This is a genomic window from Sandarakinorhabdus sp. (assembly GCF_040398665.1).
GTDB lineage: Bacteria > Pseudomonadota > Alphaproteobacteria > Sphingomonadales > Sphingomonadaceae > Sandarakinorhabdus.
The window spans coordinates 70814-87811 of record NZ_JBBATQ010000002.1; the positions used below are offsets into that span (position 1 = coordinate 70814).

The window sequence follows — 16998 nt, forward strand, 5'->3', positions numbered from 1 at the left end:
GATCAGGAGCTGATGTTGATCACGGTCTGCATCGTCTGGTTGTCGGTTTCGATGGCCTTTGACGATGCCTGGAAATTGCGCTGCGCCGCGATCAGACTGATCAGTTCGGTGGTCAGATCGACGTTCGATCGTTCCAGCGTGCCGGAAACGAGCGCGCCGATGCCGTTCTGGCCGGCCTCACCGGTAATGGGTTCGCCCGCTTCGGGGGTGCCGACATAATGGGCCTCGCCCACCTGCTTCAGTCCCTGCGGATTGGAAAACGTGGCCAGCGCCACCTTGCCCATGATCTGTTTCTGCCCATTCGAATAACCGATGCTGACAGCGCCATCACTGCCCATCGAGATGGCCTCCAACTGGCCGGCGGCAAAACCGTCCTGCTCCTTGGCTTCCACGGCAAACGGGCCGGCAATCTGGGCCGTCAAACTGCCATGATTGATGGTGATCGACAGCGGATCGCCGCCGCGCGGTGGCGGCACCGTATCAAAGGTGAACGGGGCGGTCGGGCTGGTCAGCACGCCGCTGGCATTGAACACGAGGGGAATGCCGGGCGTGCCGGCCACGCTCAATTCCTGGTCGCCCACAAACATCCGAGCGGTCCAGCGATGGGTGGGATCGCCCGGGCTCGGCACGGCATCCTTCACATAGTAAATGGTGGCGGCCAGCGGATTTCCCAATGAATCATAGATCGTGTTCGAACTGCTGTGATTGTAGGTGCCGGGGTTCTTGGGATCGAACACATAGGGGTTGGCCGGTGTGTAAACGGGCTTGTTGCGGATGATTTCCGCATCGGCTGGCAGATTGACCGAAACATTGATCCTTGATGTGGCGCGTGGCTCCCCGGACGACAGGGGGATTTTCGCCGGGATGGTGCTGTCCAGATCGCTGGCGCGCAGGCTGCCATCGCTGCTGGTCGGGAACAACTGCAACTGCCGGCCAAGATCATCCACCAGAAACCGATCGGATGTTACCTTGAAGCTGCCGTTTCTGGTATAACTGATGGACCCGCTCAGTGGGTTCTTCACGATGAAAAAGCCTTGCCCGCTGATCGCAAGATCGGTCGCCGAGCTGGAGGTTTCCAGAGCGCCCTGGCCAAACTGCATCAGCACGCCCTGCACCTTCGTGCCGGAACCGACCAGCCGCGACGGGTTCTGTTTGGGGCTGGTCGAGATGATGTCGCCAAAGCTGACGCGGCTCCGCTTGAAACCGCTGGTGCCAACATTTGCGATATTGTTGGCGATGGTGGCCAGTTCGGTCTGTGCCCCGTTCAGGCCGGTCAGCGCAGTGTAGAAAGCCATGGGTTATTGCTCCGTGCTGGGAAAACGGGTGACCAGTTGATCAAGCCGATCGGAAATGCCGGCCAGTGCCTCATTGGTCTGGTTGGCGGCAGCCAGCTGGCTGAACATCGCCATCTGCTGGACATATTGCAGGTTATCGACCGGCTTGGTCGGATCCTGGCTCTTCAATTGCGCGATCATCAGGGTGAGGAAATCGCCCTGATCCAGCGCCGTCTTTGGGGTGCGCACCGGGGCGGCCGGCGCCGTCGGGTTGGCGTTCATGGGCGCGATGCTGCTCATTTGCCGATCCGCAGCGTATCGAGCGCCAGGCCGCGTGCGGTGCTGAGCACTTCGACATTATTGGCATAGGCGCGTGCGGTTTCGACCATTTCCACCATCTCCTGATTGGGATCGACCGCGGCCTGCCAGACATGCCCCGTGGCATCGGCCAGCGGATGGTGCGGATCGAGCTTGCGTTCCGGCGTGCCGGTGCGCGCCATCGATGCGACATCCACCGTGGCAGCGGCACCATCATAACGGGTGGCAAACACCGGCCGCAGCGCGCGATAGGCACCCTGTTCGGTGCCGGAAATGCTGCCCGCATTCGCCAGATTGGATGCGATGGCGTTCATCCGCACCAGTTGCGATGCCATGGCGCGCCCGGCGATATCGAAGGTGGAAAGCCCCTTCATCACTCTGGCCGCATCGCGCTCATCAGCGTCTGGATGCGTCCGTTCAGGAACTCCAGGCTGGCGCGGTATTTGAGGGCATTTTCGGCAAAGGCCGCCTGTTCGGTGGCCATGTCCACCGTGTTCCCATCCAGGCTGGGCTGCATGGCGGCGCGGAATTTCAGCGCGCCGGCTCCGGCCTGTTCGCCGGCCAGCATCCGGGCAAAGCCGCCAGCGCCGATCCGTGCCAGCGCCGCATCGGCATCCAGATCGCGGGCCTTGAAGCCCGGCGTGGAGGCGTTGGCGATGTTGCCGGCGATCACATCCAGCCGTTGGCCGCGCAGTTTCAGCGCGGCGGCGGACAATCCCAGGGCGGAGTCGAGCATGGTCATGGCCAGCGCAATGCACAGGCCGTGCCAAGCGCCAGCAACAGCGATGGAATCACCGGTGAGGCCCGGGGCTCGGCAAAGGCCTGCCGCTGCGGCGGCAAGCCATTGCCGGCCCCGGGCCGGGTCGCGGCGCGCCAAACGGGGGATCTGCAATTGGCGCGGTTCTTGCTGGTCAGGCCGGAATGCCGGGGGACATGCACCCTGGCCTGACCGAAAGGATCAACGGCCGATGCGCGCGCCCCTTAAACGGCTTGATCGTAAATTTGCCCATCTGGCCATTGGGCTTGTTGGCCTGGCGGTGCTGGTGTTCAGCGGGTCGGCCCATGCCCAATCCGGCCCGGCCCAATACACGCCGGCCTTGCACGATGTGGCGGTGCTGCGCGCGGCGGTCGAGCGCTTTGCCGGCGGACCGGCGCGCCTTGATGACCGCTTGGTGGTGCCGCGCTGCCCGTCGCCGGCGCTCAGTTGGGCCCGCGCCGACGTGGTGCGTGCCGATTGCGCCGATCCGGCGTGGACGCTGTATGTGCCGGTTGCCGGCACGGCGCCCCCCCAATCGTCCGCCCGCGCCAAACCCGCCATCCGTCGCGGCGAACATGTGCTGGTGGAAGCCAGCGGGCCGGGCTTTGCCATCCAGATGGAAGCCGAAGCCGAACGCGATGCCGATGGTGCGCGCGTCGCCCTGAAAGGCCCCGCCGGCCGCCGCTTCACCGGCCGCATCGAACCCGGCGGGCGCGTCGTGCTGGCGCGATGACCGGCGAATTAAAGCCCATGGTGAATGGCCGTTAACAGCGTTGGGCCGCCCGTGACGACCGGCAGCCAGGCAAAGGGACCAACAGGATGATCGATGGCATCAATGGCGGCGGCGGCCCGATCCGCAGCCCGTTCACCGCGCGAAATCAGCCGGCTGGCGACACCGCCGCCAGCGACCCCGGCAAGCCGGTGCGTCGCATCGCACCGGCTGTGGCCGTATCCGGCAGCATCGGCAACAGCGGCCTGATCAAGGACATGGCCAGCGCGCCGCCGGTGAACGGCGCCCGCGTTGCCCAGTTGCAGGCGGCGATCGCGGCCGGCGGCTATCCGATCGATGCCGATGCCATTGCCGGCGCCATGCTGGCGCTGGACCGCGGCAGGCGCTGATCATGGCGGGGGGCATCGAGGATCTGGCCAGCACCCTGGTCGACGCGATCCGCGCCGAGCTGGCGGCGCTGGAATCCGAAGATGCCGACAGGATCGAACGCGCCACGGCCGCCAAGACGGCCGCACTCGCCGCCGTGCAGGCTGCAGTCGCCGACGGCGCCGCGCCGCCGCGCCCGCTGCTGGAACAGGCGCGCGACCTCAACAGCGAAGCCATCCTGCGCAGCCGCGCCAAGCTGATCAGCGTCGAACGCCGGCTGGCGGCACTGCGCCCGCCCGGCACGACGCTGCGCCCGCCGGCCATCACCTATGGCAGCGACGGCCGCTGGGCATGACCATCGCGGTCTCCTCGGCGCAGGCGCGCAGCGGCATCATCGCCGCCGTCGAACAGGCGGCGGCGCGCACCGGCGTGGATTTTTCCTATCTGCTCGCCAACGCCCGCGCCGAATCCGGCCTGAACCCCACGGCCCGCGCCCGCACCTCGTCGGCCAGCGGCCTGTTCCAGTTCACCGATGCCACCTGGCTGGGGGTCGTCGCCCGCCATGGCGACAAGCACGGCCTGGGCTGGGCGGCCGACGCGCTGAAAAATGGCGCCAGCCGTGCGGTGAAGGATTCGATCCTCTCGCTGCGCCACAACGCCGAAGCCGCTGCCGCCATGGCCGGCGAGTTCACCCGCGACAATGCGGCATTGCTGGAACGGTCGCTGGGCCGCGCCGCCGGCAGCGCCGATCTCTATCTCGCCGCCTTTCTGGGGGCGGGCGGGGCGATCAAGTTCCTCGGCGCGATGGCCGCCAACCCCGGCACTGCCGCCGCCGGCCTGCTGCCCGCCGCCGCCGCCGCCAATCGCAGCACATTCTTCCACAAGGATGGCAGCGCACGCTCGCTGAGCGACGTTCATGATCTCGTCGCCAGCCGCATCAACCGGCATATGGGTGGCAGTGGTGGCGGCAATCCCCTGCCGCCCATCGGCCGAACCCTGCCGCCGGCCGATCCGGCGCTCACCGCATCGCGCGCCCAGATGGCCTATCTCGTGCTGGCGGCCATGCAATGAACTTTGCCGCCCGCCTGCCGGCGCAATTGCGCGCCAATTTCACCGCCCGCGCCGCCTTGATGCCGACGGCGATATTGGTGCTGGTCGGCCTGATGGTGGTGCCGCTGCCGGCGTTGCTGCTCGATCTGTTCTTCGTCACCAACATCGCGGTGGCGCTGATCGTGCTGATGGTGGCGATCAACATCCGCCAGCCGCTGGATTTCTCGGCCTTTCCCACCGTGCTGCTTTACGCCACGCTGCTGCGCCTCGCGCTCAATGTCGCCTCCACCCGCGTCGTGCTGGTGCACGGACACGAAGGCACGGCGGCGGCCGGGCATGTCATCGAAAGCTTCGGCAATTTCCTGGTGGGCGGCGATTATGTCGTCGGCCTGTTCGTGTTCGGCGTGCTGATGATCATCAATCTGGTGGTGATCACCAAGGGCGCCGGCCGCGTCTCCGAAGTCGCCGCGCGCTTCACCCTTGATGCCTTGCCCGGCAAGCAGATGGCGATCGATGCCGATCTCAACGCCGGGCTGATCACCGCCGAAGACGCCCGCCTGCGCCGCGCCGAGGTCACCACCGAAGCCGATTTCCACGGCGCCATGGATGGCAGCAGCAAGTTCGTGAAGGGCGATGCCGTCGCCGGTGTGCTGATCCTGGCGATCAACATCATCGGCGGGCTGATCCTGGGCACCGTTTCCCATGATCTGTCGCTGGCTGATGCGGCACGCACCTATCTGCTGCTCGCGGTTGGTGATGGCCTGGTGGCGCAGGTGCCGGCGCTGCTGCTGTCGATCGCTGCCGCCATGGTCGTCACGCGCGTCGGCAAGACGCAGGATCTGGCCGGGCAGGTCGGGGCGCAACTTGGCCTCACCGCGCCGTGGTTGCCGGTGGGGGTGATATTGGCGCTGCTCGGCCTGTTGCCCGGCATGCCGCTGCTGATCGTTGCGCCGGCGGCCGGCGCGGCGTTCTGGCTGGCGCTGCGCAAGCGCCCGGCCGCGCCGCCAGAGGCTGACACTGCCAGCACGGACGCGCCCGACAGCAGCGCCCGCATCGATTGGGCCGATGTGGCCGATACCGCGCCGGCCGCGCTCGATATCGGCTTTGCGCTGGTGCCGCTGGTTGATGCCGCGCGTGATGCACCGTTGATGGCGCGCATCACGGCGGTGCGCCGGCAATTGTCGCGCAATCTCGGCTTCGTGCTGCCTCAGGTGCGGGTGCGCGACGATCTCGGTCTCGCGCCGTTCCGCTATCGCATCACGCTGGCCGGCGTGGTCGTCGGCGAAGACGAAATTTTCCCCGACGACATGCTCGCCATCGAAGCCGGGCCGATCGCCACCGTCATTCCGGGCCGCGAATGCGCCGATCCCGCCTTCGGCCTGCCGGCCCGCTGGATCGATCCGGCCGAAGCCGATCTGGCCGAGGCCGCCGGCTATACGGTGGTCGATCCCGCCGCGGTGGTCGGCACCCATCTCAATCAGCTCCTCGCACGCCACGCCCACCGCCTGCTTGGCCAGGATGATACGCAGGCGCTGCTCGATACGCTGGCCGAGACCGCGCCCGCGCTGGCCGGGGCGCTCACGCCGAAACTACTTTCGGTTGCGGTGGTCACCCAGGTGCTTGCCCGCCTGCTCGAAGAAGCCGTTGCCATCCGCGATCTGCGCTCCATCGCCGCCGCGCTGGTGGCCTCCGCGCCCAAGACGCAGGACCCTGCCGAACTTGCCGAACTGATCCGGCCGGCGCTGGGCCTGGCGCTCGTGCAGCAATTGGCCGGCGTGAAGGGCGCGCTGCTCGCTGTCGCGCTCGATCCCGGGCTGGAGGGCCTGCTGGTCCAGGCGGTGCGCGCCAATCCGGGCATCGCCCACCCGTTCGATCCGGCGCTGGTCACCCGCGTGGCCGAAGCCGCCGCTTCGGCCTGTGCGCCGATGCTGGCCGATGGCCGGCGCTTTGCCATCGTCACCGTGCCGCAGATCCGCCGGCCGCTCTGGCAGATGCTGCGCGCGCGGCTGGCCGGCGTCGCCGTGCTCGCCTTCCCCGATATCCCCGATGATCGCGATGTGGAGGTTGCCGCCATCATTGGCGCTGCCCAACCCAAAGGAGACGCCTGATGGACGCCCGCCTTGGCCTTGATCCGGCGCTTTATGCGCCCGCGCGGCTGGTTCAGGTCGATCCCGAACGGCTGATCTCCGGCCATCTGCCGCTGGTGCGCCGCATCGCCTGGCATGTGCATGCGCGGGTGTCGTCCGCCATCGAGGTGGAGGATCTGGTGCAGATCGGCATGATCGCGCTGATCGAATCGGCGCGCAGCTTTGAAGATCGCGGCCACGCGGCGTTCGCCACCTATGCCAGCGTGCGGGTGCGCGGCGCGATGATCGATCATCTGCGCAAGGGCGCCACGCTGGTGCGATCGGCGATGCGCCGCAAACGCGAATGGGGCCAGGTGCGCGGCCGGCTGGAAGGTCAGTTGGGCCGCAGCGCCACCGATGCCGAAATGGCGCAGGCGCTGGAGATCAGACTGGCCGATTACCGCGCCGGCATGGCGCAAACCGTGGCGGCGCACACCGAAAGCATCGACGATGTCTATTCCGATCACAGCGACTGGTTTGCCAGCAACGATCCCGATGCCCATGATGTGCTGGAAAGCGACCGCCGCCGCCGCGCCATCGCCGGGGCCATTGCCAGTCTGCCCGAACGCGAGGCGCGCGTGCTGCAACTTTATTTCGTCGAGGAACTGAATCTGGAGGAGATCGGCCAGGTGCTGGGCGTCGGGGCGGCGCGCATCTGCCAGATCAAGAAAGCCGCGCTCACCAAATTGCGCGGCACGCTCACCGGCTGGGCTGACGATTGAAGCCAACGCCCTCCCCCTTGCGCGGCGGGGCGGGGGTCCCCAGCGTTGCCACGCTTGGCACCCCCACCCCGCTCTCGCCAAGGGGCGAGGGTCGCCCTCCCGGCAAGGGGGAGGGAGTTGAACTGCGCATATTGTACGCCTCGCCAGTTGCACCCCACCGGTCAGGCTGGCACGCTGGCCGCCATGGACATGACTCGCCTGAAATCCCTGCTCTATCTGCCGGCCAACCGCGCCAGCGCCATTGCCAAGGCCCGCACCCTGGCCAGCGACGCGGTGATTCTCGATCTGGAAGATGCCGTGCAGCCCGATGCCAAGCCGGATGCGCGCATCGCGGCCGTGGCGGCGGCGCTGGCGGGCGGCTGGGGCCACCGCGCGCTGTTCCTGCGCATCAATGGCGTCGGCACGCCATGGCATGATGACGATCTGGTTGCCGCGCATGTCGATGGCTTTGCCGGCGTGGTGGCGCCCAAGATCGAAACTGCGGCGCAGGCCGCCCAGATCGTCGCCCACGCCGGTGGCCGGCCGCTGCTGGCGATGATCGAAACGCCCGGCGGCGTGCTGAATGCGCCGGCCATTGCCGCCGTGCCGGGGGTCGCCGGGCTGGTGGCCGGTCTCGCCGATCTGGCCAAGGCGCTGAACACTGGCGCTGATCCGGAACGCAGGCCCTTGGTTTACGCCATGTCGGCCATGGTGATCGCCGCCAGGGCCGCCGGCATCGCGGTGTTCGATGGTGTCTGCACCGATGTCCGCAACGAAGCCGCGCTGCGCGCCGAAGCCGCCCAAGCGCGGATGCTGGGCTTTGATGGCAAGACGCTGATCCACCCCGGCCAGGTCGATCCCTGCAACGCCGTGTTCGCGCCCAGCGCCGCCGACATCGCCGAGGCCCAGGCGCTGATCGCCGCCTATGAGGCGGCACTGGCCGAAGGCCGCGGCGTCGCCACCCACAAGGGCCAGCTCGTCGAAGTGCTGCATGTGGCGCAGGCCAAGGCCCTGCTGGCGCGTCTCTGAACAACTGCGGCCGATTTTCGCTTGGCAAACCCGGCCCGATTGCCTAACGCCGCAATCCGTCCCGGCTGCCGCGCCCGCGCAGCGCAGTTGGACGCCTGCTGGGGCGTCGCCAAGCGGTAAGGCACCGGTTTTTGGTACCGGCATTCCCAGGTTCGAATCCTGGCGCCCCAGCCATTCTTGCTTCAGATCGTGGAGGTTCCTGACGTCGGCACATCAGCCGGGGTCCGGCTGTGCCTGCTGCTGTGCGCGCCAGGGGGTGATCGATGGCCGGGCAGAGCCAGATCGATCGGCGGGGCCACCAATGGCGGTTCCGGATTTTCTGCCGCGACTTATGCGCTTCCAGCCGCGGCGATCCGTGCGGCATCGTCGAGCGTCTCGACGTGCCAGCACAGGTCGATCAGCCGCTGGGTGGCGGCATCGGGCAGAATGCCGCTCGCCAGATCCCTGAACTTCGTCTCGATCATCGTATCGGTCATGGGCGCTTCGAGACTGCCGATGGCATGTTCGATATGCTTGTTCAGACGGCGGCCGTCCCTGAGCGTCAGTGTCAGATCGCATTTGTCCGGTGGCACGGCTGGATCGATGCGCAGCGTGATCCGTTTGCGCAACGCGATCACCTGGGGATCGCGCACGATCGTATCGGAAAATTGCCGTTCGCCGGCCGCGCCCTGCATGATCCCCATGGCGATGCAATGATAGATCGAAAACTTGCCTTCCAGCCCGACCATCGGATCGGTCTTCCCCATCAGCGACGGTACGAGCGGATTGCAGTGCAGTTCGGCGGACTCGATCTCGGCGCCGGTCAGGTTGTGCGCGTTGCGCAACTGGATGGCGGCGTCGATCGCGGGATGGCTGACGATGCCGCAGGCGAATGGCTTGTAGCTGTTCAACGCCGCCTCGTACCGCACGCCCAGGCCGTCGGTGATCTGGGTCCAGTCCTGACGCGTGGACAGCGTCTGACCCCAACCGTCCTTGCCTTCGATCGCCGCCACATTCGCGGTAAAGCCCTGCTGTGCCAGCAGCGCGGCGAACAGGCCATTCTGCGCCGCGCGACCGGGATGGAAGCTCTTCGTCATGGATCCAAACTGGATCTTCAAGCCGACCGGCTGGGACGCGGCGATCCCTAGCGCGTGCGTCATCTGCTGTTCGTCCAGCCCGAGCAGCTTGCCGCAGGCAACAGCCGCCCCGAACGGGCCGGTCGAACCGGTGATGTGCCAGCCCATGGCATAATGTTCGGGGTACACCGCGTTGCCAATCCGGCACTCGGTTTCCACACCCAGCACCAGCGCGTTCAGAAACTCCGTCCCGGTCACCTTGCGGTGCTGCGCCAGCGCCAGGATCGCCGCGGCGACCGGACCGGCAGGGTGGATGATCGTCTTGAGATGGGTGTCGTCGTAATCGAAGACATGGGACGATGCACCGTTGAGAAAGGCGGCCGTGACGCTGTCGAACCGCTCACGGCGCCCCAGCACATTGGCCTCGGCCTTGCCCGAGAATGGCGCAAGCGCCGCAATGGCCTTGTCGATGGTCTCGTGGCGCGATCCACCGACGGCACAGCCGACCCAGTTGAGCAGCGTTCTTGTGCCCTGCTTGCGCACCATCTCTGGCAGATCGGCGAATTTGGCCCCCACGATGTACCGCGCCAGGATCCGCGTTACCGCGGGCGGCGTTCGAGGCGGCGCGCTGGGAACGGATATGGCCGGTTGCGCGGTCGTGGGTGCGTGCACTGCGGCTGCAGCCGCGACGGCCCCGCTCAGAACAGCGCGGCGGCCAAGAAGCCTTGGTGTGTTGTTCATTTGATCGTCCCCCTTGCGCGCCACGCGCATAGCGCATTTCGCACGACCGTCCACCGGTTCGCCAGGCGCTGCGCCGCCGACGATGCCGATGAGGCAGGTTGAGCGGGGCGTCCATTCAAACCCTGGTTGGCAATCCGCGCGCCCCCGCCAGTCGATTGGATGGATTTTGCGGCATGGCGCGGCCTGCTGCCGCTGCTGCTCTGCCGATGTCACGGGCGGGAAAAGTTGCGGCCCTGCCGCCTGCAGGGTCAATCACAGGCGGCAGGGCTCGCGCCGGCTGGGGTGCCGGAAGTCTGGGCCAGCGGCGGTGTCGGAAAGGGAAGGGCGTCAGTCTGGTTCCGGCGCCTGTCGCCCCGCGTCCTGGGTCGATGGCCATCGGATCATCCTGTCGCCCGCCGCCACCGGCCGCTGGCCTGATGTGGGCATCCCGGCATTGCGATGTGGGTCCTCATCGCGCGCCCGGGATGTTCCCCCGCATCATTGGTTTGGCTGTTGTGGCAATGCCACCATGCGCAGATTGCGCCTGCGCATTGCCAAGCCGTAACTTCGAACCGATGAGCAAACCCGAAAGCCGCTGACCGGTCACGATCGGGCCAGGTGCGCCGCCATCAGCAATGCCGACAGCCGACCCTGGGCCAGATCCTCATGGATTGGCCTTGCGACCAACCCCTTGAAATAGCGTTAGCCCATGCCGCAGCGCCGGTCATCCCGGCTGGCGTGACCTTGCCGTGAATAATGCGTGACACCGCCGGCCGGCCCATATTAACGAGGAAGACGGCAAGGCATGGAGAGACATGTGCAACAGGGCGATGACACCGATGACCATGCCGCCAACCACCCAGCCGGCGGCAGCAGCGGCAATCGGCGCGCGCATCCGCGCTTGCGCATCGGCCTGCACGGGCCGTTCCGCATGCTTGATGCGGCCGGCAACCGCATCGAATTGCCCAGCCGCAAGGGCATGGCGCTGATCGCCATGCTCGCCCTCGTGCCTCGCCATGAACACACGCGCGATTGGCTGCGGCGGATGCTGTGGGGCCGGGTTGACGAGGAACAGGCCCAGGCCTCGCTGCGCAAGGAACTGTCGCGCCTGCGCCAGCGGCTGGAATCGGTGGCCCCCGATCTGGTGCAGGCCCGGGGCCGCCGCGTGTGGCTCGATGCGGCGGCCTATGATCTGATGCCGGCCGAACCGGGGCAGATGCTGCTGGAAGGCCTGGACATTCCGGGCGCAGAACCGTTCGCGGACTGGATCGCCCAGCAACGCGCCGATGCCCCGCACCGCCAGCCAGCCGGTTTTTCGGTCCCGCGCGCCGCAGCCTCCCTGGCGGTGCTGCCGTTCACCAACGAAAGTGGTGACAGCGCGGCGGATTATCTGGCAGCGGGCATCGGGGATGAACTTGCCGGCCGCATCGCGCAGTTGCGCTGGTTGAAGGTGATCGGTTCGGGGGACAGCTTCCCCATCGATGGTTCTGAAGCGGCGCTCGATGCCGGGCGGCGTTTGGGGGCGGCGTTCGTGTTTGGCGGGCGCCTGCGCAAATTGGGCAACGGCTGGCAACTGGCCGGGCGACTGATCGATACCAGCGATGGCAGCTTGATGTGCGCGCCAAGCCTTGATCTCGCCAATCCGCAGGAAAGCAATGCCTTTCTGCCGATCATCGATCAACTGGTGGCGATGCTTGCCGTGCAGCTCGATGATGCCGAGCGCGACCGGGCGGCGACCTTGTCGTCTGATGCGCTGGCGGTGAATGATCTGATCTGGCGCGGCCGCTGGCATCAGAACCGGCTGGCGCGGCCCGATCTGGACGCCGCCGCCGGCTATTTCGATCAGGCACGCGTCGCAGCACCGCAATCGGCCAATGCCGCCATCGAATGGGCGCAGAATTTCGGCTATCGCCTGTGGAGCCAGCGGGCCGGCCCGGACGATATCGCCGCCTTTGGCGAAGCGGCGCGGCGCGCGGTCGAGCTTGATCGCCGCGATGGCCGCGCCCATATGTTGGTCGGTATCGCCGAAATGTGGCAACGCCGGATGGAGCCGGCCGAAACCTGGCTGCGCCAGGCGGTGGATCTGTGCCCCAGCCTGGCGATGGCGCATGAACAATTGGGCACGCTGCATTTATTGGCGGGGCGGCCGGCGGTGGCGGTGGACTGGCTGGACACGGCGCTGCGGCTGTCGCCGCATGATTTCCACCGCTTCTTTCGCCACGGCGAACTGGCCTTGGCGATGCTGTTGCAGGGCGAGTGGGAGGCTGCGCAGCGCCATGCATCCATCGCGACGGCCTTGCAGCCCGGCTATTGGCACGCGCATGTGATCGTCATCAACGCCCTGTGGCGCAGCGGTGATGGTGCAGGCGCCGCCGCCGCATTGGCCGCGCTGAAGGCGGCACGGCCAACCTTCAACATCGGCCATATCGACTGGATTCCGTTCCGCAGCGCGGTTTGGAACGATTGGTTGAAGGAACCGCTGGCGGCGTTGCGATCGGATTAGGGGCGTTTTGGGGATGGCATGGCGGGAGTTCGGGTGAAATATCCGGTGGCAGACAGGCCGGCCGATTGGCATCTCGCCGGGCAGGATCTGGCGCAGGTCGATTTCCGGCTGGAGCGGCGGACGCCCGGCACCGGCCTGGCGGCGCGCTTCAAATCCTGGCTGTTCGCGCTGGCGCTGTGGCTGTTCAAGTTCGTGGCCGCCCGGCTCGGCAAGCTGAAATTGTTCGGCGTCACCATCTTTGCCCGCGACGCCAATGTCACCGCGGTGCTCGGCGATCCCGCCACCTATCCGGTGCCATTCGGTGCCGAAATGCGGCTGCTGGCGCATGGTCCGCCCGGCACTGGTGATGACCCGGCGCTGCGCCCGGCGTTCATGCTCGGCACCGAAGGCGAAGATCATGCCGGCCAGCGCGCCTTTGTGCTGGCCGCCATGCAGCAAGGCACGGCGAGGAACGCGCGCTTTGCCGCCGACACCAGCGCCCTCACCGCGGCGCTGACGGCGAACAGCGATGGCCAGATCGATGTGATGCGTGACGTGTTTGCCCATGTCATCGCGCAAACCGGCGCGGACTGGCTGGGCTTGGCGCCGCCCGACATCGATGCCTATTCCGACTGGACGCTGGCGATGTCGGCGATGCTGTTCGGTGAAGTGCTGGGCGATCCCACCACCCGTGATCTGGCGCAGCATGCCGGCTGGCGGCTGCGCGGCCTGATCGATGCCCAGATTGCGGCGTGCGTGGCCGAACTGGCACCGCTGCCCGGCGATGCGCGCGCGGAAATCGCCGCGGCGCGCGGCCTGATCTGGGCGCTGGTGGCTGCAAAGATGGCCGGTGAAGCCAGCCTGACGCCGGCCGATCATGCCCTGATCCGTGCCATCATGACCGGGCTGGCGATCGGGCTGGGGCCCACCACCGCGCTGGCCGGCGGCAAGGCCTTCGAATGGCTGCTGCGACATCCGGCGGCGTTCGCTGCCACCTGCAACGCCGCCACCGCCGGGGACCACGACGCGCTGCGCCGCATCGCGCTGGAGGCCGCGCGCATGGCCCCGGCGCTCGATCCCGGCCAGTTCCGCATGGGCCCTGATGGCCCGGTGCTGGCCGCCACCGCCATTGCCATGCACGATGCCACCAAATGGCCGCAACCCGGCCAGTTCAAGCCCGAACGCTGGGCCGGCATCGAACAGGCCGGCAATCTGATGTTCGGCCATGGCATCCACAGCTGCATCAGCCAGCATATGGCCATTGATCAGCTGACCCGCATCTTCGCCGTGCTGTTCGCGCTGCCTGGGCTGGCGCGCGCGCCGGGGGCGGCCGGGCGCATGCAGACCGCCGGGCCGTTCCCGCGCCGGCTGGAGGTGCGCTTTGGCGCGGCGCAGCCCGCCGGACCGGCGACGCACAGCATGATCACGCTGAACGTGCCGGTGCTGCACGGCGTCGCCCCGGCCGCTGCGCCGGCGGCGCTCACCGCGCTTGAAGATGATCTGCTTGGGTTCGGCAATCCAGCCGGGCCGCTGGTGCGGGCCTGGCTGGACGATGCCGCCATCGTGCATTTCCTGTCGATCAATGCGCTGGACGTCGGCACGCCTGCTGCACCCGATGTGCGATTGCTGATCGAGATCAGCGTCGATGGCCCGCCCGAGGCCGCGCTCGACAGGATTTTCGGCAGTGCGCCGCCCGAATTGATCCATTTGTTCGAACAGGCCAGCGGCTGGGATGGCGTGTCGCCGCTGCCGGCCTTCCTCAACCGCCATCGGCTGGATGTGCGGCCACGGGCCTGGGGCGCCACCGGCCTGCTCTATGACGGCTCGCCCGGCTTCACCATGGCCGCCAAGCGCGCCCGCGATGATCTGGCGGATTTCGCCCGCAAGGCGCTGGATGATTGGCAGCAGCATTGCGCCGGTGCGATGCAGCCACCGCTGGCGGCGCTGGCGCATGTGCGCGGGCTGCTGGATGGCAGCATCACGCCGCCGCCGCACCTCGCCGAAGCCGCCGCGCGGTTGCGCCCGATGCTGCTTGTGCCCGGTCGCCAGCGGCTGAACTTCGTCGATTTCCGTTTTCCCGGCCTGTGGGGCGGCATCTTCGCCCATCTTTTCAGCCGGGATGGGCGTTGGATCATCGCCACCGGCCTGCTGCCGGTGCTGGTCTGCGGCCTGCTGGCCTGGGCGGCGATGGGGGACGGGTTCTGGATTGGCCGGGCGCTGATCGCCATCATTGCCGGTATCATCGGCGGCGCGGCGCTGTGGATCGGCCTTGGCTTCCGGGCCTGTTTCGCGCTGCGCGCGCTGGAAACCGCCGATGCGCCCGACACGCGCGATCCCGATCTGTTGCGCCGGCTGCGCATCACGGCCCGCGAAAATCCGCCCGGCCACGAACAGAGCCACATCATTTCGGCCAGCGATTTCAAGCCCGGCATCCTGCGGCGGCTCACCTTCGCCTTCGCCATGTGGGGCATCGGCGTGTTCGCGCGCCACTACACCCGCCCCGGCTTCATCCTGTCGATGGGCACCATCCATTTCGCCCGCTGGCTGCGGCTGCCCGATGCCGAAAAGCTGATCTTTTTCAGCAATTATGATGGCACCTGGGAGTCTTACCTCGAGGATTTCATCACCAAGGCCCACCCCGGCCAGACCGCGGCGTGGAGCCATGGCATCGGCTTCCCGCCCACCGTCGGCCTGATCGGCGAAGGCGCGAAGAACGGCGATCTGTTCAAGCGCTGGGTGCGCCGCCAGCAACAGCTCACCGGCTGCTGGTACAGCGCACTGCCGCATCTGACGCTCGATCGCATCCGCGCCCAGGCGTTGATCCACCACGGGCTGGCCCGCGCCAGCGATGCCGCTGCCGCACGCGACTGGCTCGATCTGCTCGGCGCCCTGCCGCGCCCGGCCGCCACGGTGGAAACCGCGCAGGTGCAAAGCCTGGTGTTCCGCAGCCTCGGCAGCTTGCAGCACGGTGCGCATATCTTCCTGAATTTCCCGGACGTGGCCCCCGGTGCTGCGCTGTCCCGCATCGTCGGCGGGGAGGGCGCGCTGCCGCCGGTGATCTTCGGCGATCTGCCATCGGGTTCGGCGCGGATCGATGCCGCCGCGGCCATCGCGCTGTCCCCTGCCGGGCTCGCGCGTCTTGGCCTGCCGGGGCCAGACAGCGCGCAGGGGCTGGCCAGTTTCCCGCTGCCGTTCATGGCCGGCATGGGCGCCCGTGCCGACATTTTGGGCGATACCGGCCTCTGGCAACTACCGGGCAGCGGCCAGCCGGGCCTCGCCGCCTATGACCGTTGCGACGCGGTGCTGATGCTGGCGGCCGACACGCCCGAACGGGTAAATGCTGCCCTCGCGGTGCTGGGCGGCATCGTCACCATCATCGATTCCGTCATCACCGGCCCGACCGGTACGGCGCCCGATGGCCAGCCCGGCCTCGATCATGATCATTTCGGTTTCCGCGACGGCATTTCGCAGCCGGCCATTCGTGGCACCGGCGATTGGCGTGACCGGCCGGCGCGCGACCACCTGGCTCCCGGCGAATTCCTGCTCGGTTACCCGGCCAGCGCCGGCTATACCGCACCGCCGCTGCGCCTGGCCGCCGAACAGGATCCCGCCGGCCTGCTGCCCGGCACGGCGGAACCGGCGCGGCCCTACCCGGATTTCACCGCCAGCACCGCCTTCCGGGATTTCGGCCGCAACGGCAGTTTCCTGGTGGTGCGCCGCCTGAAACAGGATGTTGCCGGTTTCCATGGCGGCACGGCGGCGGCGGCCGGCGATCTTGTCGCGCGCTGCCCGCATTTGCCGGCCGCGCTTCACCAGACCATCGATGGCCCCTGGTTGCAGGCGCGCATCATCGGCCGCTGGCCCGATGGCACGCCGGTGATCGACCGCGCCGGCGCCACCGGCCACAGCGGCGCGCGCAACGATTTCTCCTTCGCCGCCGAAGACCCGCAGGGGCTGGCCTGCCCGCTGGGTGCGCATATCCGCCGCGCCAACCCGCGCGACAGCCTTGATCCCGCCGATCCGCTGGCCTGGGATCTGTCCAACCGCCACCGCATCATCCGCCGTGGCCGTCCCTTTGATACGGGATCGGAAAAGGGCCTGATGTTCACCGCCATCTGCGCCGATATCGAACGTCAGTTCGAATTCGTGCAGCAGCGCTGGCTGTTGGGCCGCAGCTTCCACGGCCTGCCCGGCGAAGTCGATCCGCTGTTGGGGCAGGGCGATTTCACCCTGCCCACGGCCATTGGCCCGGTGCGGGTGCACGGCCTGAACAACTGGGTGGAAACGCAGGGCGGCGGCTATTTCTTCATGCCGGGCCGCGCCGCGCTGCAATGGCTGGCGCAGGGGCGCTGATGAACTCCCTCCCACCTGCGGGGAGGGAGCCAAAGCA

The 16998-nt window shown here is 67.7% G+C and carries 14 protein-coding genes and 1 tRNA gene; 10 read left to right on the forward strand and 5 right to left on the reverse strand.

Annotated features, from left to right (window positions below; genetic code table 11):
- Positions 1–2: 2 nt before the first annotated feature.
- From ABWP22_RS03120 to flgB, 4 genes are read right to left on the reverse strand one after another with little or no spacing between them, the layout of a single operon-like run.
- Positions 3–1295 carry a flagellar hook protein FlgE gene (locus ABWP22_RS03120; RefSeq protein ID WP_353198486.1) on the reverse strand — a complete coding sequence of 431 codons (1293 nt, stop codon included), beginning with the start codon at positions 1293–1295 and terminating at the stop codon, positions 3–5.
- A gap of 3 nt (positions 1296–1298) precedes the next feature.
- Positions 1299–1574, reverse strand: a complete 276-nt coding sequence (locus tag ABWP22_RS03125) for a flagellar hook assembly protein FlgD (RefSeq protein WP_353198487.1) — start codon at positions 1572–1574, stop codon at positions 1299–1301.
- Positions 1571–1966, reverse strand: coding sequence for a flagellar basal body rod protein FlgC (gene flgC / locus ABWP22_RS03130; protein WP_353198488.1), 396 nt, complete (start codon positions 1964–1966; stop codon positions 1571–1573). The genes ABWP22_RS03125 and flgC overlap by 4 nt, the downstream gene beginning before the upstream one ends.
- Entirely contained in the window at positions 1966–2334 is a 369-nt protein-coding gene (flgB, locus tag ABWP22_RS03135; RefSeq protein WP_353198489.1) for a flagellar basal body rod protein FlgB, read from the reverse strand. Before flgB ends, flgC begins: the two co-directional genes overlap by 1 nt.
- Positions 2335–2560: 226 nt before the next feature.
- Here flgB and ABWP22_RS03140 point away from each other — a divergent pair, with 226 nt between their 5' ends.
- From ABWP22_RS03140 to ABWP22_RS03175, 8 genes are all read left to right on the forward strand, one after another.
- Entirely contained in the window at positions 2561–3082 is a 522-nt protein-coding gene (locus ABWP22_RS03140; RefSeq protein ID WP_353198490.1) for a hypothetical protein, read from the forward strand.
- 86 nt (positions 3083–3168) lie between these two features.
- Complete coding sequence (gene flgM / locus ABWP22_RS03145; RefSeq protein WP_353198491.1) at positions 3169–3468, forward strand: flagellar biosynthesis anti-sigma factor FlgM; 300 nt, start codon at positions 3169–3171, stop codon at positions 3466–3468.
- A 2-nt stretch (positions 3469–3470) separates the two neighbouring features.
- Positions 3471–3800, forward strand: a complete 330-nt coding sequence (locus ABWP22_RS03150; RefSeq protein ID WP_353198492.1) for a hypothetical protein — start codon at positions 3471–3473, stop codon at positions 3798–3800.
- Entirely contained in the window at positions 3797–4516 is a 720-nt protein-coding gene (locus ABWP22_RS03155) for a transglycosylase SLT domain-containing protein (protein WP_353198493.1), read from the forward strand. Before ABWP22_RS03150 ends, ABWP22_RS03155 begins: the two co-directional genes overlap by 4 nt.
- Positions 4513–6603 carry a flagellar biosynthesis protein FlhA gene (gene flhA / locus ABWP22_RS03160; RefSeq protein ID WP_353198494.1) on the forward strand — a complete coding sequence of 697 codons (2091 nt, stop codon included), beginning with the start codon at positions 4513–4515 and terminating at the stop codon, positions 6601–6603. The genes ABWP22_RS03155 and flhA overlap by 4 nt, the downstream gene beginning before the upstream one ends.
- Positions 6603–7343 (forward strand): sigma-70 family RNA polymerase sigma factor, encoded by a 741-nt coding sequence (locus ABWP22_RS03165; RefSeq protein WP_353198495.1) that lies wholly within the window; start codon positions 6603–6605, stop codon positions 7341–7343. The genes flhA and ABWP22_RS03165 overlap by 1 nt, the downstream gene beginning before the upstream one ends.
- 183 nt (positions 7344–7526) lie before the next feature.
- Entirely contained in the window at positions 7527–8351 is an 825-nt protein-coding gene (locus tag ABWP22_RS03170; protein WP_353198496.1) for an HpcH/HpaI aldolase/citrate lyase family protein, read from the forward strand.
- A gap of 99 nt (positions 8352–8450) precedes the next feature.
- Positions 8451–8525 (forward strand) — tRNA-Gln (locus ABWP22_RS03175).
- Between the two features lie 155 nt (positions 8526–8680).
- Here the strand turns inward: ABWP22_RS03175 and ABWP22_RS03180 are convergent.
- Complete coding sequence (locus tag ABWP22_RS03180; RefSeq protein WP_353198497.1) at positions 8681–10399, reverse strand: MmgE/PrpD family protein; 1719 nt, start codon at positions 10397–10399, stop codon at positions 8681–8683.
- Between the two features lie 544 nt (positions 10400–10943).
- On the opposite strand from ABWP22_RS03180, the gene ABWP22_RS03185 reads away from it, so the two are divergent.
- Both ABWP22_RS03185 and ABWP22_RS03190 read left to right on the forward strand, forming a co-directional pair.
- Positions 10944–12629: a tetratricopeptide repeat protein gene (locus ABWP22_RS03185; RefSeq protein ID WP_353198498.1), complete on the forward strand. Its 1686-nt coding sequence runs from the start codon at positions 10944–10946 to the stop codon at positions 12627–12629.
- A gap of 18 nt (positions 12630–12647) precedes the next feature.
- On the forward strand, positions 12648–16961 hold the full coding sequence (locus ABWP22_RS03190) for a hypothetical protein (protein ID WP_353198499.1): 4314 nt from the start codon (positions 12648–12650) through the stop codon (positions 16959–16961).
- The last annotated feature ends 37 nt before the right edge of the window (positions 16962–16998 follow it).

Excerpts from the sequence above, each read along its gene's own strand:
- ABWP22_RS03170 (WP_353198496.1), top strand. The coding sequence starts at position 7,527 with ATGGACATGACTCGCCTGAAATCCCTGCTCTATCTGCCGGCCAACCGC.
- flhA (WP_353198494.1), top strand. The coding sequence starts at position 4,513 with ATGAACTTTGCCGCCCGCCTGCCGGCGCAATTGCGCGCCAATTTCACC.
- ABWP22_RS03120 (WP_353198486.1), bottom strand. The coding sequence starts at position 1,295 with ATGGCTTTCTACACTGCGCTGACCGGCCTGAACGGGGCACAGACCGAA.
- flgM (WP_353198491.1), top strand. The coding sequence starts at position 3,169 with ATGATCGATGGCATCAATGGCGGCGGCGGCCCGATCCGCAGCCCGTTC.
- ABWP22_RS03155 (WP_353198493.1), top strand. The coding sequence starts at position 3,797 with ATGACCATCGCGGTCTCCTCGGCGCAGGCGCGCAGCGGCATCATCGCC.
- ABWP22_RS03125 (WP_353198487.1), bottom strand. The coding sequence starts at position 1,574 with ATGAGCAGCATCGCGCCCATGAACGCCAACCCGACGGCGCCGGCCGCC.
- flgC (WP_353198488.1), bottom strand. The coding sequence starts at position 1,966 with ATGAAGGGGCTTTCCACCTTCGATATCGCCGGGCGCGCCATGGCATCG.
- ABWP22_RS03190 (WP_353198499.1), top strand. The coding sequence starts at position 12,648 with ATGGCGGGAGTTCGGGTGAAATATCCGGTGGCAGACAGGCCGGCCGAT.
- ABWP22_RS03165 (WP_353198495.1), top strand. The coding sequence starts at position 6,603 with ATGGACGCCCGCCTTGGCCTTGATCCGGCGCTTTATGCGCCCGCGCGG.
- flgB (WP_353198489.1), bottom strand. The coding sequence starts at position 2,334 with ATGACCATGCTCGACTCCGCCCTGGGATTGTCCGCCGCCGCGCTGAAA.
- ABWP22_RS03150 (WP_353198492.1), top strand. The coding sequence starts at position 3,471 with ATGGCGGGGGGCATCGAGGATCTGGCCAGCACCCTGGTCGACGCGATC.
- ABWP22_RS03140 (WP_353198490.1), top strand. The coding sequence starts at position 2,561 with ATGCGCGCGCCCCTTAAACGGCTTGATCGTAAATTTGCCCATCTGGCC.